14 protein-coding genes and 1 pseudogene are annotated in these 14,350 nt (G+C 68.6%); 11 read left to right on the forward strand and 4 right to left on the reverse strand.

Going from position 1 to position 14,350, the window contains the following annotated elements:
- Positions 1-444 precede the first annotated feature (444 nt).
- The 4 genes from ABZU75_RS11945 (at position 445) to ABZU75_RS11960 (ending at position 3,174) form a co-directional block, all read left to right on the forward strand.
- A complete protein-coding gene (locus ABZU75_RS11945; RefSeq protein ID WP_355552477.1) occupies positions 445-849 on the forward strand; it encodes a hypothetical protein in 405 nt (134 codons plus the stop codon).
- Positions 850-1,252: 403 nt separating this feature from the next.
- Positions 1,253-1,654: a recombinase family protein gene (locus ABZU75_RS11950; RefSeq protein WP_355552480.1), complete on the forward strand. Its 402-nt coding sequence runs from the start codon at positions 1,253-1,255 to the stop codon at positions 1,652-1,654.
- A gap of 30 nt (positions 1,655-1,684) precedes the next feature.
- Positions 1,685-2,500, forward strand: coding sequence for an SDR family NAD(P)-dependent oxidoreductase (locus tag ABZU75_RS11955; RefSeq protein ID WP_355552655.1), 816 nt, complete (start codon positions 1,685-1,687; stop codon positions 2,498-2,500).
- Positions 2,501-2,628: 128 nt separating this feature from the next.
- Positions 2,629-3,174, forward strand: coding sequence for a hypothetical protein (locus ABZU75_RS11960; protein ID WP_355552483.1), 546 nt, complete (start codon positions 2,629-2,631; stop codon positions 3,172-3,174).
- A gap of 62 nt (positions 3,175-3,236) precedes the next feature.
- Here the strand turns inward: ABZU75_RS11960 and ABZU75_RS11965 are convergent, their stop codons facing one another.
- Entirely contained in the window at positions 3,237-3,500 is a 264-nt protein-coding gene (locus ABZU75_RS11965; RefSeq protein ID WP_355552486.1) for a NucA/NucB deoxyribonuclease domain-containing protein, read from the reverse strand.
- A gap of 222 nt (positions 3,501-3,722) precedes the next feature.
- Between ABZU75_RS11965 and ABZU75_RS11970 the strand changes: the two genes are divergently transcribed.
- Positions 3,723-4,313: a GrpB family protein gene (locus ABZU75_RS11970; protein WP_355552489.1), complete on the forward strand. Its 591-nt coding sequence runs from the start codon at positions 3,723-3,725 to the stop codon at positions 4,311-4,313.
- Between the two features lie 372 nt (positions 4,314-4,685).
- Here ABZU75_RS11970 and ABZU75_RS11975 read toward each other — a convergent pair whose 3' ends face one another.
- A complete protein-coding gene (locus tag ABZU75_RS11975) occupies positions 4,686-4,949 on the reverse strand; it encodes a hypothetical protein (protein ID WP_355552492.1) in 264 nt (87 codons plus the stop codon).
- Between the two features lie 994 nt (positions 4,950-5,943).
- Between ABZU75_RS11975 and ABZU75_RS11980 the strand changes: the two genes are divergently transcribed.
- The 6 genes from ABZU75_RS11980 (at position 5,944) to ABZU75_RS12005 (ending at position 12,328) form a co-directional block, all read left to right on the forward strand.
- Complete coding sequence (locus ABZU75_RS11980; RefSeq protein WP_355552495.1) at positions 5,944-7,647, forward strand: ABC transporter substrate-binding protein; 1,704 nt, start codon at positions 5,944-5,946, stop codon at positions 7,645-7,647.
- The gene (locus tag ABZU75_RS11985) at positions 7,634-8,563 is read left to right on the forward strand and encodes an ABC transporter permease (protein WP_355552498.1); all 930 of its coding nucleotides are present in this window, start codon (positions 7,634-7,636) and stop codon (positions 8,561-8,563) included. The genes ABZU75_RS11980 and ABZU75_RS11985 overlap by 14 nt, the downstream gene beginning before the upstream one ends.
- Positions 8,560-9,546, forward strand: coding sequence for an ABC transporter permease (locus ABZU75_RS11990; protein WP_355552501.1), 987 nt, complete (start codon positions 8,560-8,562; stop codon positions 9,544-9,546). Before ABZU75_RS11985 ends, ABZU75_RS11990 begins: the two co-directional genes overlap by 4 nt.
- The gene (locus ABZU75_RS11995) at positions 9,539-10,573 is read left to right on the forward strand and encodes an ABC transporter ATP-binding protein (protein ID WP_355552504.1); all 1,035 of its coding nucleotides are present in this window, start codon (positions 9,539-9,541) and stop codon (positions 10,571-10,573) included. Before ABZU75_RS11990 ends, ABZU75_RS11995 begins: the two co-directional genes overlap by 8 nt.
- Complete coding sequence (locus tag ABZU75_RS12000) at positions 10,570-11,358, forward strand: ATP-binding cassette domain-containing protein (RefSeq protein ID WP_355552507.1); 789 nt, start codon at positions 10,570-10,572, stop codon at positions 11,356-11,358. Before ABZU75_RS11995 ends, ABZU75_RS12000 begins: the two co-directional genes overlap by 4 nt.
- A 121-nt stretch (positions 11,359-11,479) precedes the next feature.
- Positions 11,480-12,328, forward strand: a complete 849-nt coding sequence (locus tag ABZU75_RS12005; protein WP_355552510.1) for an alpha/beta fold hydrolase — start codon at positions 11,480-11,482, stop codon at positions 12,326-12,328.
- Here the strand turns inward: ABZU75_RS12005 and ABZU75_RS12010 are convergent.
- Both ABZU75_RS12010 and ABZU75_RS12015 read right to left on the reverse strand, forming a co-directional pair.
- On the reverse strand, positions 12,315-13,277 hold the full coding sequence (locus tag ABZU75_RS12010; RefSeq protein ID WP_355552513.1) for a LysR family transcriptional regulator: 963 nt from the start codon (positions 13,275-13,277) through the stop codon (positions 12,315-12,317). The two genes, ABZU75_RS12005 and ABZU75_RS12010, sit on opposite strands and share 14 nt — an antisense overlap.
- A gap of 149 nt (positions 13,278-13,426) precedes the next feature.
- Positions 13,427-13,609 (reverse strand): annotated as a pseudogene (locus ABZU75_RS12015) (IS256 family transposase); the annotation flags it as partial.
- Between the last annotated feature and the right edge of the window lie 741 nt (positions 13,610-14,350).

Raw genomic sequence — 14,350 nt, forward strand, 5'->3', positions numbered from 1 at the left:
AGGACTACCTCGACCAGCAAGGCATCCCGCGCTTGCGTTCCTGGCGAGCCGCCAGCTGACCCGACAGCGAACAAGATCCCCGACAGAGTCAAGCTGAGAGACTGCCGCCATGGGTTTGACACCCAATCAGGCCGCATTGGCGGTAGAACGACACGACTGCCCGAAGTGTGACGCGCCCGCCAGCAGCGCCTGCCGCACGAGGGGCGGGAAGACCGCTTCGAAGTACCACACCCCGCGCTTCGTCCTCGCGCCCGCGCTGCGCGAGGAACTCGAAGTGCCGGTACCCGCCGACCGCAGCCCCGGCCGCGCGCCGACGACACAGCTCCCTCGGCTACCAGGCACCAGCGGCCTACGCCGCGTCGTGCACACACCGATGAGTCGTCCGTTGTCGACCGCAGCCCACATGGCCACGCGCGGCAACCCCTGTGGCGTAAGGTCCCGGGTGTGGACACAACAGCCCCGGTACCCCGCGTCCTCGTGATCGGCCTTGACCCGTATCGGGTTCCCGGGCCCTGGAACCCGAAGCCGGTGGCCGACGCGATCGAGGTCGGCATGGCTCGATTCGCCGAGCACGGCGTCGGCGTCGAGACCTGCCTGTTCGGCCTCGACGGCAGCGACGACGTGGAAACGATCGTCAGCCGTACCCTGCGCGCGCGGCCCTGGGAATGCGTCGTCATCGGCGGCGGTGTACGGAAACCCGAAGATCAGCTTGAGTTGTTCGAGCAGGTCGTCAACCTGGTACGACGACACGCTCCCAACGCGGCGATCGCGTTCAACAGCACCCCGACGGATACCTTCGACGCAGCCGCCCGCTGGATCGACACTCCCAGACCGACCGGTTCCGGCTGACCAGCGCGGCACCTGGCCAAAGCACACCCCGGCCGCCGGGCTTCGGGGCGAAGCACCACCGGACCGCCGGCTCTCACCGCGTCTGGATCACTTCTCGGGGTCCCTTCACAGGTCCAACTGTCACCACGGGTGCCATGGCTGGCATGCGCCGTCGCGACCGAGGGCAGTATCGAACAGATCGACAAGCGTCTCGTAAAACAATTCGCAGCGCTGCTGCAACCCGGGGCTGAAGAATCCGGGAACAGCGGTTATCGCTGAGAATGATCAAGCTTGCGGAGTGTCCGTTAGGGGTCGCTCACCGAGACGGCCCCGATGTTCCTTACGTGGAGACCCGACCTGCGGCGACGCGGTCTCATTCAGGTTGTCCGCCAAACTGTCCGGTGATGGGGGGCTAAACGGTACGTTGCTGGCCCGCTCGGTCCCCGACGCCCGCGACATCGGTGACGCCCCGGTCGCCCGGGGTGTTCGCCTGTCTTTGGGTGGGAGCATCTACGACCCGGCCGACCCGATGTCGAAGATGTTCTTCAACATGCTGGCGGTGTTCGCCGAGTTCGAGGCCGGCTTGCTCAAGATGCGGACTCGCGAGGGGATGGCCGTCGCCCGTTCCCGAGGCAGGCTCAAGGGCCGCCGGCCCAAGCCGACCGCCCGGCAGCAGGCCGAGCTGGTGCGGATACACGCCACCGGCGAGTACACCATCGCCGAGCTGATGGAGGTGTTCTCCATCGGACGTGCCACCGTCTACCGGGTCCTGGGCCGCGCTCCTGGTAGGTCTGAAGGCCAACGCGAGGGCCGGGCGGTCTCGTGAGCGCGGCAGTACGCCGATATCGCCGCCGGCATCGGGGCAGTCGCGGCGCGGAGGCTGCATGCGGACGGGCATTCCGTCGTCGTCGTGGGCCGCTCCGCCGAGAAGACCCGCGCCGTCGCCGCGGAACTCAGGGCCGACAGTTTCGTCGCCGACTTCACCCGCCTCGACGACGTCGAGCGGCTCGCCGCTGGACTCCGTGCCGCGTACCCGCGGATCGATGTGCTCGCCAACAACGCCGGCGGGGTGTTCGGCACCCGGACGAAGACCGTGGACGGCTTCGAGAAGACGTTCCAGGTCAACCATCTCGCGCCGTTCCTGCTCACGCGGCTGCTCCTAGACACGCTCATCGCCTCGCGGGCGTCGGTGCTCCAGACCTCCAGCACGGTGCGGTTCGCCAAGGAGATCCACCTGGACGACCTCGACCATGACCGCAACTACGACCCGGTCCACGCGTACGGCGCGTCGAAGCTGGAGAACATCCTGTTCACGACGGAACTCCACCGGCGCCACCACGCCGATGGCCTCTCGACGGCCTGCTTCTACCCGGGCAACGTCGTGACGAACTTCGCCTCCGACACCACTAGCCCGATCATGCGTACCGTCCGTTTCTTCGGTACCAAACCGGTGATCCGGAACATCCTGCTGTCCACGCCCGAGCAGGGTGCGGACCAGATCGTGTGGCTCGCCGAAGGCACACCGGGGAGGGACTGGCGGTCAGGGGCCTACTACTACAAGCGCAAGGATGTGGAGCCGAAGAACCCGCAGGCTGTCGACGTCGATCTCGCCCGCAGGCTATGGGAACGCTCCGAGGAGCTCCTCGCGGGGCGACTGCCCGCATCGGCGTGACGGGCACGGCGAGGGCGCCCTTCGTGGCCGTACGCGACGGCCCTGCGCGAGTGTGAATCAGAGCTTCTCCATCACGTAGTCCACGCAGTGCGTCAGCGCCTCGACGGCCGCCGTCTTCGGTGATGCCGGTGGTGATCACGATGGCCTGGGAGACGCCCGCACCCGCCGCAGACAATCTGCCACTGCTGCACTTCTTCGATCATTCCTGCATATCTCTAAACCTGGAACAACGGCACAGTGGAAGCCTGATGGTGACTGAACACCCCGACAGCAAGGGTCACCGCTACCTTCCCTTGAACAGGACAGGGAAGGCCCCGCTCACACGGGACGGCGGGCGGGGCTGGGCTATGGACGGCCCGCGGCAGGTGAGCGTCAGTCCTGCTCCGGGTCATCTCCCCGGCCATCGGCGGGCGAGCGCAGTGGCCCCAGACCAGAGTCTCCTGCTCGTCAATGTCGATCAGGTCGAATGCGGTATCGAGATCGCAGAGAACTCCAGAGCCCGGATCCACCCGGAAACGCTCCGCGACTTCATCGATCTCCTCCGTGTCGATCCAGGCCACATCGAAGCGGCTGTTCAGGAGATCCTCCTCCAGGAGATCCCACTGGCTCTCCGCGGGCATCGCTCGCGACAGGTTCAACAGACAGATCCTTTCGAGGTTCGAGCAAGTCTGTGAGTGGAGGCGGATGACCGCCTCCACTCACAGACGTTCAGCTGGGCAACCTGAGATTGTCCGGATCAGTTCACGATCTTGACCCAGAACTGATTACCGGGCACGACACGATAGTCGGCGTAGAAGCTGTCGAGAGCGGCCCCATGATCCAGGTTGTGCTGCTTGGGAACCGCTTGGATGGAGTAGTTCCCGTCCTTCTTGCCGGCGCCTTCCAGCGTCGACGCGAATGGATACTCGTCACACTGGAGCCAGCCCGCCTGCGGAACTCCGTAGGCCCATTTCTTCGCCGTCTTGTACTCATCCCAGAAGTAGTACTTGCAGTGGTTCACCCCTATGAGCTGTTTACCCGTCGGCTTCGGCCTGGTGCCGTCGGGAGCCCGGGGAAGGTCCGGCCAGTGTTTCTCGTCAGCCGTACCTTGGTCCGTGATGAACTCGATGTTCTGGAAGAAGCTCCGGTTGTAGGTCCCGCCGTCGAGGGTAGATCAACACCCGACGGATCACGGTTCGGGGCGGTTCGATGACTCTCGACCCGGTTCCTTACACTTGATCAGATGCCCAAAGACACGACGCTCGCTCTCATCGTGGTCGACCATGACCCCGCCTGGCAGGCACGAGGAACCGCCCTCGCAAACGACCTGCGCTCCGCGCTCTCGCCACTGGCCCTGCATGTCGAGCACATCGGAAGCACGGCGATCCCCGGCATGGCAGCCAAGCCGATCTTCGATCTGCAGGTCAGCGTCCGGGATCTCCAGGAAGCCGAGCACAACTTCGACCAGCCATTGGCCGACCGGGGATTTCAGCGATCCGTCTATCGGTATGACCACGTCCCGGCCGGATGCGACGATGCCCAGGAACGTTGGACGAAGAGACTGTGGTCACGGCGCGGGCACGTGGACGAGGACATCAACCTGCATGTCCGCATCCTCGGCACCCCCAACGAGCGATTCGCTTTGCTGTTTCGCGACTGGTTTCGGGCACACCCCGAGGCGGTCCCCGCCTATGCCCGCTTCAAAAGGGTCCTCGCAGACACCGTCAGCGAGATTGGTACCTACGCCGACGTCAAGGACCCCGTGGTCGATCTCGTCATCACGGTCGCCGAGCCCTGGGCCACCGCAACGAACTGGGTGCCGCACGCCGGATAGAGCTTCAGGGGCGTGATGCGGTGCGCCGACACCGATCACTGACACCGAGAAGATCGACCGCCTCGCTCACGAGGCGGCTCCCTTGCCGCGGAGCGCGGTCTCGGCGGCGGCGCGCTGGGTGCGCTCGTGGGTCAAGGCTTCGCGCACCGCCTCAGCGGCGGCGTGGGCCCGGCGGACGTCGGCCAGCGGGGCAGTCCATGGCCGACAAGCTGTTGTTCATGGTCGCGGAGATGGAACGCGAGATGATCCGCGAGCGCACCTTGGACGGCCTGGCCGCGGCCACGGCCCAGGGCCGCAAGGGCGGCCGGCCCCCGGCGGTGGACGACGACACCCTGGCCATCGCCCGCTCCCGCTGCGCCCGCGGGGAGTCCATCACCGCGATCGCCACTTGGCGTGGTGCCAGTGCTGGCGGCCCAGCTCGCCTTCGCGCAGCTGCCCGGCGAGCTCGGCCAGGTGCGCCAGCCACTGCTGCGCCGTCGCCGGGACGGCCGACGTCGCGCCCGGCTCGGCGGGCTCGCGGGGGGCGGTGACGATGCGGGTCTGCACGACGGTTTCGCGGACCACCTCGCGCACCGGCTCGGTCCGCACGGTGCCGGCGGCGATGTCGCGCTGCAACCGGGCCTCCGCGCTGCGCACCTCCCAGGCCCGGTTGCGACACGACTTCGAGCAGTAGGTGGCCAGGCGGCCGCGCCCGGCTTAGGGCACGTGCCGGCCACACCAGCCGCACGAGCGGCCCAGTAGCTGCTTGCGGACGCATACGTAGGGCCACCCGTGAGGCGGCGGATCCGGCGACTCTGCGGCCTCGGCGGGCATCGCGTTTCCCCCTTTTCGTCCCGGACGCATCGACACGAAAGTGACGATGCCTTAGCACTGCTGGTTGATCCTGCTGTTGGTGGTGTCGCTGGTTGGCCTGCTGATCCGCTGTGCTCTGTCGTTCGTGGTCTCGTTGGTGTTCGTGCTCTCTTCGTCGTGTCGTCGTCCTCTCCTTCGTGGCGCTGGTCTTCTGTGATCACGGTTCGCACCACTTCTCGTCCCTCGGCCCGAAGGCGTCGCCGGACGGGGCTCCTCGTCCTCCTGGCCCTCCTCGCCGACACCGACGGCCTGCCCTCGGATCGGTAAGTCCGACTTGTGTTCTAACTTGCTTCGTAGAAGCCGGTGGGTTCGAACGGCCCGGCCTTCCCGCCGACCTTCCTCACCCTCCCGGCTCGTCCCCGGAGGGCCCTTCGGCCGGTGCGCGGCCGACTGGACCGGCGGCAGGCAGCGGCCACGCTTCGGGCCGGGGGAGGAGACACATCACCGCAGGTCAGTGGCAACTTCGTTGGAAATTTCTTCATTGCTAACGGGACCCCGTACAGGGCGTTGATACGGGTGTTGTCGGCGGGGGAGATCGGCGTCATGGGGCGAACGCTAGGTCCCGCCCGCGGATGTGCGCCGCGGTCTTCCAGCCACCGGGACCGCCGGGCTATCGTGGACGCTGCGCGCGCAGATCTCCGCGACCTTTCAGATTTTCTGAAAGGTTCCCTGCAGAACTCCTCGATGGACGCGCGCTCTCGCCCGCCAACAGACTCCCTTCCTGAGATCCAAGCAGCGGACCCGACCGATCGGGACCGCCTCACAGGAAGCGCGATCTATGGCGAATCGATCCCGGAGAGTGGTGCCCGCAGGGCTCGCGCTCGTCCTGGCCCTCGTGATGGCGGGCTGCAACGCGAACTCGCAGTCCACCGAGCCGACGAAGGAGAAGAACACGACGGCGCTCGAGTCCGTGCCCCAGGGCGGGACCCTGCACTACCTCTCGCGGCGCGCGACCGAGTCCTTCGAGACCGCCAACGCGCAGATGGTGCCGACCAGCCGGCTGCGGTGGGTGCACCGCGGGCTGACGTCGTGGCGGACGCTCCCGGACAAGGACACGATCCTCGTGCCGGACCTCGCCACCGACACCGGTACGACGGACGACGGCGGCAAGACGTGGACCTTCACGCTGCAGAAGGGCCTGAAGTTCTCCGACGGCAGCCCGATTACCGCGCAGGACGTGAAGTACGGCATCGAGCGGTCGTTCGCGCCGATGTTCCAGGGTGGCCTTGGCTACCACAAGACGCTGCTGGTCGGCGGCACCGACTACGACGGCCCGTACGACGGCAAGGAGCTCGACTCCATCGAGGTCGTCGACGATCACAAGATCGTCTTCCACCTGACGCGTCCGTTCGGCAACTGGCCGTGGATCGTCAGCATGCCGGCCTTCGCGCCGGTGCCGGCTGCGGCCGACACCGAGCCGGAGACGTACGGCGAGCACCCGGTCGCCAGCGGCCCGTACCAGGTGACGAGCTTCCGCAAGGGCTCGCAGGCGGTGCTGGACCGCAACCCGAACTGGAAGGCCGACACTGACCAGGCACGGTTCGCCGGCCCGGACAAGATCGTCCTCGACATGGGCCTGAACAACGACACGATCGTGCAGCGCCTCATCGACGACAAGGGCGAGGACGAGACCGCGATCAGCAACGCGCTCATCTCGCCGTCGCAGTTCCAGCGGATCGAGTCCGACCCGTCGATCTCCGACCGCATGGCCAACAGCCCGTCGGGCTACTTCCGCTACCTCGCCATGAACGTCAAGCGCCCGGGCCTCTCCGACGTCCGCGTGCGGCAGGCGATCAACTACGCGATCAACAAGGCCGAGGTGCAGAGCGTGTACGGCGGCCCGAAGTTCGGCGGCCAGATCACCTCGACCATCATGACGCCCGGCATCCCCGGCTACACCGAGTACAACCTGTACGACGGCGGTGACACCGGCAACGTCGACAAGGCGAAGGAGCTGCTCGCCGACGCCGGCGTCTCCGACCTGAAGCTCACGCTGACCTACCCGACCGACGTGAGTGCGATCGAGGAGAAGGAAGCCCAGAGCATCAAGAACTCGCTGGCGCGGGTCGGCGTCAAGGTCGAGCTCAAGGGCCTCGACGGCGACACCTGGTACGAGCTCGTCTCGTCCGCCGACGGCGACTACGACATGACGACGAACGGCTGGGGAGCGGACTTCCCGAGCGGCATGAGCACCATCCAGCCGCTGTTCGCGTCGAGCGAGATCGACAACGGCGGCGGCAACGCCTCGAAGTTCTCCAACCCCGAGGTGGACGCCGCGATCGACGCCGCGAGCGCGGAGCCGGACCTCGACAAGGCCGCCAAGATGTGGGCCGCGATCGACAAGCAGATCATGGAGGACGCCCCGGTCGTGCCGATCCTCGTGCAGCGCACGCAGGCCCTGGCCGGTTCGAAGATCCTGAACTACTTCATCCCCGCCTACCCGCCGTTCGCGAATGAGCTGGTCGTCGGTGTCGATCGCTGAGATCCAGCAGGCGGAGGGCCGGGGTACGCCAGTCCTCGGCCGCTTCCTCCGGAAGCGGTCCGGCGTCGCCGGCCTGGTCATGCTGGTCGTGCCGCTCGTCGCGGGGCTCTGCGCCCCGCTGCTCGTGTGGATCGAGGGACAGGACCCGAGCACCTTGCACACCGACCTGCTCGACCCGGACGGCGGCCGTCCGCTGGGCGCCTTCGGTGGCGTCAGCGCCGACCACTGGCTCGGCGTCGTCCCGGTGACGGGCGTCGACCTGTTCGCCCAGATCGTCTACGGCATCCGCTCGTCGCTGTTCATCGCGTTCGGGGCGAGCATCCTGTCGATCGCCTTCGCCGCCGTCCTCGGTACGGCGATTGGGTACTTCGGCGGCTGGCTCAACGCCGTCGCGGGGCGGGTGATCGACTTCATGTTCGGCTTCCCGGGCCTGATGTTCGTCATCGCGATCATGGCGATCGTGCCGCCGGAGATGCCGCGGGGCCTGGTCCTCGTGCTGGTACTGGCCTTCTTCGGCTGGACCGTCCCGGCCCGGATCATCGGCGCCCAGGCCGGCGCCATCAACGCCCGCGCCTTCGTCGAGGCGGCGCGCGCGACCGGGGCTCCGCCCTGGCAGATCATCCGCCGCGAGATGCTGCCGCACCTTTTCGGCCTGGTCGTCGTCCTGTTCGCGATGTCACTGCCCGGCAACGTCAGCGTCGTCGCGGGACTGTCGTTCCTCGGCGTCGGCCTACGTGGCGACGTCCCCGACCTCGGCAAGCTGCTCTCGGACTCGCTGCCGTGGATCTACAGCGGTGCGGACGTCTGGTACATGCTCTTCCCGGGCGCCGTGGTGTTCCTGATCGTATTCGGCGCCACGCTCGCCGGTGACGCGCTCCGCGACGTCCTCGACGTGCGCACGGAGGATGCTGCATGATCGTCTACATCGCCCGCCGCATAGTCACCGCGGTGTTCATGCTCCTCGCGATCGCCTTCGTGACGATATCCCTCTTCTTCGGGGCCTCGAAGGACCCGGCCCGCGCCATGTGCGGCAAGCCGTGCCCGCCCGAGACCCGGGCCAAGGTCAGCGCCTACATGCAGACCGACCAGAGCGCGGTGTGGCAGTACACCGAGTTCGTGAAGGGCCTCTTCGTCGGCCGTACGTACGGCGAGGGCGCCCAGCAGGTGCACTGCCACGCACCCTGCTTCGGCTACTCATTCCCGAACCGCAGCGACGTCACGACGCTCATCGCCGAGCGGCTGCCCGTCACGTTGTCGCTCGCGGTCGGCGCGGCCGTCCTGTGCCTCGTCGTGGGCATCGGCCTCGGCGCGTTGTCGGCGATACGCAAGGGCGGGATCGTCGACCGGTTCTCGACCGGCTTCGCGATGTTCGGGCTGTCGGTGCCGACCTTCCTCGTCGGCCTGCTCGTCGTCCAGGTCTTCGGCTTCATGCTCAACGCGCTGCCGTACTCCGGCTTCGTGTCGTTCTCGGAGTCACCGACGGACTGGGCCTGGCACCTGATCGGCCCGTGGATGGTGCTGTCGTTCATCCTCGCCGCCGGCTACATCCGGGTCACCCGCACCCAGCTCCTCAACGAGCTCTCGGCCGACCACCTCGTCGCGATGACCGCGCGCGGCGCGTCGACCCGGCAGGTGAACCGGCACGCCGTCCGCGGCGTGATGGTGCCGGTCGTGGCGATGTTCGCGCTCGACGTCACCGCGCTCCTGGGCGGGTCGGTGATCGCGGAGAAGGTGTTCAGCCTGCACGGGCTCGGCGACCTGCTGCTGTCCGGCGTGAACGAGTCCGACCTGAGCATCGTCGTCGGGGTGACGCTCTTCTCCGCCTTCCTCATCATCGTCGGCAACCTGATCGCCGACCTGCTGATGCCGCTTCTCGATCCGAGGATCCGCCGTGCCTGACCCCGTACTCCAGGTCGAGGACCTGTGCATCTCGTTCACCAGCGGCGGCGTCACCGCCGATGTCGTCCGGGACCTCTCCGTGAGGCTGGACGGCGGCCGCACGCTCGCCGTGGTCGGCGAGTCGGGGTCGGGCAAGACGATCACCGGCCGGGCGATCATGCGGCTGCTGCCGCGCGGGGCGAGCGCCCGGGGCCGGATCGTCGTCGCCGGCCGGGAGATGCTCTCCGCCGACGAGCGCGAGCTGCGCCGGGCCCGCGGCTCCGACGTGGCCATGGTGTTCCAGGACTCGATGTCCGCGCTCAGCCCGTACCTCGACATCGGCGCGCACATCGCCCAGGCGGTCCGCCTGCACGACCCGTCGGTCACCCGCCGCGCTGCGCGGGCCCGTGCGGTCGAGATGCTCGACCGGGTCGGCATCCCCGAGCCCGCGGACGCCGTATGCCGCTTCCCGCACGAGTTCTCCGGCGGCATGCGGCAACGCGCGGTGATCGCGATGGCCCTGGTGAACCGGCCGGCGCTCCTCATCGCCGACGAGCCGACCACCGCGCTCGACGTGACGGTGCAGGCGCAGATCCTGGCCCTGCTCCGCGAGCTCCAGCAGGAGTACGGCATGGCGATGCTCCTGATCAGCCACGACTTCGGGGTGGTGGGGAGCGCGGCGGACGACGTCCTCGTGCTGTACGCCGGCCGCCAGGCCGAGTACGGCAGCCTCCGCGACATCTTCGATCAGCCCGCCCACCCGTACACCGCCGGTCTCCGCGCGGCCACGCCGCGGCTGGACGCCCGACTCGACACTGGAGGGGAGCGGACCCGGCTCCGCGCCATCCCCGGCGCGCCCACGTCGCTGCGCGACGCCGGACCAGGTTGCGCCTTCGCGCCGCGCTGCGGCCTCGCGGACCAGGTCGGCGAGCGCTGTGTCGTCGAGGCACCGCTGCCCACCGTCCGCCCGACCAGCGAGGGCGGCGGCCTGCACCTTGCGGCCTGCCACCTCGATCGTCTCCCCGCACTGCAGGAGGTCGTCCGGTGAGCGAGCCGATCCTGGAGATGACCGACGTCAGCAAGCGCTACCGCACCGCCGGTGGCTTCGGCCGCGGGCGCAAGGGCTTCCTCGCCGTCGACGGCGTCTCGCTCCACGTCGAGCGGGGCGAGGCGCTCGGCCTGGTCGGCGAGTCCGGCTCGGGCAAGTCCACGCTGGCGCGGATGGCCAACGGCCTGGTGGTGCCGACGTCCGGCACCGTCCGTACGGACGGGCAGGACGTCGCCTGCCTCAGTCGGCGAGGACTGCGGCGGCTGCGGCGCAACGTCGCCATGGTCTTCCAGGACCCGTTGGCGTCGCTGAACCCGCTGCAGACCGTGCGGCAGACACTGGAGAACGTCTTCCGTGCGCACGGCGAGACGACGTCGACCGCCGAGCTGGTCGCGCTGCTGGAGTCGGTCGGCCTCGGCGCCGACTACCTGGGGCGCTACCCGCACGAGGCGTCCGGCGGGCAGCTCCAGCGCGTCGCCGTGGCGCGCGCGCTCGCCCTCAGGCCGGACCTGATCATCGCGGACGAGCCGACCTCGGCGCTCGACGTGTCGGTGCGTGCCCAGATCCTCAACCTGCTGGCCGACCTGCAGCGCGACCAGGGGATCTCGTTCCTCCACGTCAGCCACGACCTGGCGGTGATCCGGCTCTACAGCGACCGCGTCGCCGTCATGCAGCGCGGCCGCATCGTCGAGACCGGCCCGTCCGACGAGATCTTCCGCTCCCCGCAGCACCCCTGCACGCGCGCGCTGGTCGAGGCGACACCGGAGGCGGAGCTGCCGGCCTGACCTGCGGGAGCGTTGCGCGACGTCGGCCAGGCGTGCCACGATCATGACCATGACTCACCGAACGACCACCCCGTCGTGAGCCGGCCGGAGGCCGGCGCGACAGAGTACTGAATGAGGACACGTGGGAACCGACCTGTTCGTCCGAGAGTACGGGCGGGACGCAGCAGATGCGCCCGCCATCCTCATCCTGCACGGCGCCGTGGAGTCCGGCGCGTGCTACGGCGACGCCGTCGACCGCTGGTGCGGCGACTACCACATCGTGGCGCCGGACGCTCGGGGCCACGGGAAGTCGCCCAGCCGCCTGCCCGAGCACGAGGGCGTTCCGTCCACCGACGTGATGGTGCAGGACGCGATCGACATCCTCAAGGACATGCTCGGCGAGACCGGGCGCAAGACGCTCGTCGTCGGGCACTCCATGGGCGCGCGGATCGCCGCCTTCGTCGCCGCCGACGCCCCGCACCTCGTGGCCGGCGTCGTGCTCGAGGACCCGCCGTGGTGGGTGCCGGAGGCCGGTCCCAACCCGTGGCTCAGCGTCGAGCAGACCGCCAAGGACCCCTTCGACTACGCCGACACGGCGTCGGTCGAGGAGCTCATGGACATGCAGCGCGAGCTCAAGCCCCACTGGGCGGAGCAGGAGCTGCGCCCGCTCGCCGAGGCGATGAAGGCCGTCAACATCGACTACATGGAGCAGCGGGTCCACGAGAAGCGCCGGATCTGGACGCCGACCGCGCGGCAGATCACGGTCGGCCCGGCCGGCGTACCGGCGCTGCTCGTCACCGGCACCGGCGACGTCATCGTCGACAAGCACTCCCGTGAGCGTCTCACGGCCGTCGCGCCCGGCTTCGACGTCGTCGTGATCGAGGGCGCCCACCACTGCGTGCGCCGCGACAAGCCGGACGAGTACCACCGGCACGTCGACGCCTTCCTCCGCGAGAACGCGCCGTCGGCCGGAGCCGTCACTCGACGCTGAAGGTGTCGGACCGCGCGAGCGGGCCGTAGATCTCCGAGTCCGGCTCGGCGACAGCGGCCCGCATCGCCTCCAGCCCCGCGCGTACGACGGGGTGGCCCTGGTTGTCGCGCCGCGTCGTCATGATCACCTTGCGCAGCGGCGCGATGCCGCGCGTCGGCAGGATCGTCACCCAGTCGGCGTCGCGGGCGGAGAGCGCAGACTCCGGCACCAGGCAGATCCCCGCCTCGGCGGCGACCAGCGCCAGCGCGGCGCGGTAGTCGTCCGAGACATGGCTGATCGGCGGGTGGAAGCCGAGCTCGGCGCACGCCTGCAGCACCATCGTGCGGCACGGGTTACCGGGCGAGGGCATGATCCAACCCTCCTCGGTGAGCTGGGTGAGCCCGATGCCCTCCTCGCCGGCCAGCGGGTGCGCGTGGGGGAGGACGGCCCTGAACCGCTCGATGTAGAGCGGGAACTTCACGATGTCGGGGGAGTCGCGCTCGGGGTCGGACTCGTACTCCAGGCTGACGGTCACGTCGATATCGCCGCGCATCAGCATCCGGTGGCTCATGTGCGCCTCCGCGTCGACGACCGTGACGTCGACGCCCGGCGCCTGGCGGCGCAGCTCGACGATGGCAGGTGCCACCAACCAGCTGATCGCCGTGGGGAAGGCGCCGATCCGGAGCTGCCCGAGGACACCGCCCGCGTGCGCGGCCAGGTCGGCTTCGGCGATCTTCAGCCGGGAGTTGATCTCCTCGGCGTGCCCGGCAAGGATGCGCCCGGCCGGCGTGAGCGCCAGCTTGCGCCCCGTGCGTACGACGAGCGTGTGGCCGACCTCGCGCTCGAGCGCCGCGAGCTGCTGCGACACCGCGGACGGCGTCAGGTGCAGCGCCGCCGCGGTCGCGGTGACCGAGTCGGACAGCACGAAGGCACGGAGGACGAGGAGACGTCGGGGGTCGATCGTGGGCACGCGGGCTCCGTCGCGAGTCGGCCGGGCGTCCGTCGCGGTGGGGGCATCCGCGAGGCGGGACCTGGGGACCCCGATGCTTGCGGGCGCTTCCGGACGCGGCCGCACCCAGGGAGGTGGTGTTTGAGAAGGCCACCCGTAATCGGTGACTATTAGGAAGCGATCGCCTCAATAGTCACTTTAGCATCGTTTGTCTTATTTTTGGAATCGGGTGAACCGGTGTTCTTGCGACACTCGGCGAGGACCTCCAGCCCCATGTAGCGGCGCTGTTCGGTCCACTCGTCGTTCTGCTCGGCCGGCACCGCGCCGACGAGCCGGATGATCGAGTCGCGGTTTAGGCAATCAGGGCACCTGATCGCGGTCGGCGGCCGGGGCGCCGCGCTGAGCCGGGAGGCGGGCACCCGGTCGACGGCGCCGGGGAGGCGCCGCGCTGGACCGTGGGCTGACCTTACTCAGTCAACCCCGATCGTGTTCTCGGAAGCGGAGACGGTCGCGACTTCTGAGGGGGGCGGCCGGAGTACGCCAGAAACACACCGCGCCACTACATCCCCGCAGGCCATCGCCACCATGTCCGGCCGGACTGGTCTGAGCATGTACCGGATAACGTGCCCGAGTCGTGCGGCTGCCGTCTTCACGCCGCTGCTGGTCAACGGCACCGTGACGTCGGCGATGTACGTGATAACAGTCCCTTATCACGTACATGAGCTCACGAGTGGATTCGGGGTCTAGCGGGGCACTCGCTGCGGATCGGTGAGCCAAGTGTGTCGACGACAGCGAGGCTATGGGCGTGGCCTGCGGGCGTGGAGGACGAAGGCCGGTGGGGTGTTGCGCCAGATGGTCCGGGTGGGGATGACCTCTTCGAAGCGGTCGGCCGGCAGATGGCGGAAGCGGCGGGCGGAGGCGAGGGGTACGGCCCCAGGAACACGGAGATGACGGTCGTCGAGAAGGCGCTGTTGGCCCAGTCGTACATCTACCAATCGGTGCGTTCCCGGCGCCCTCGCGACCAACTATCGGCCGTCACCTCGGGGCTGTCGACCGTCATCGGATGCACCTCTCTGCCAAGACTCGCCGCAGGA

This window comes from Streptosporangium sp. NPDC005286 (assembly GCF_040607515.1).
Taxonomy (GTDB): Bacteria; Actinomycetota; Actinomycetes; order Streptosporangiales; family Streptosporangiaceae; genus Streptosporangium.

Coding starts and splice junctions, on each gene's coding strand:
- ABZU75_RS11970 (WP_355552489.1), top strand. CDS start 3,723: ATGCCCAAAGACACGACGCTCGCTCTCATCGTGGTCGACCATGACCCC.
- ABZU75_RS11980 (WP_355552495.1), top strand. CDS start 5,944: ATGGCGAATCGATCCCGGAGAGTGGTGCCCGCAGGGCTCGCGCTCGTC.
- ABZU75_RS11990 (WP_355552501.1), top strand. CDS start 8,560: ATGATCGTCTACATCGCCCGCCGCATAGTCACCGCGGTGTTCATGCTC.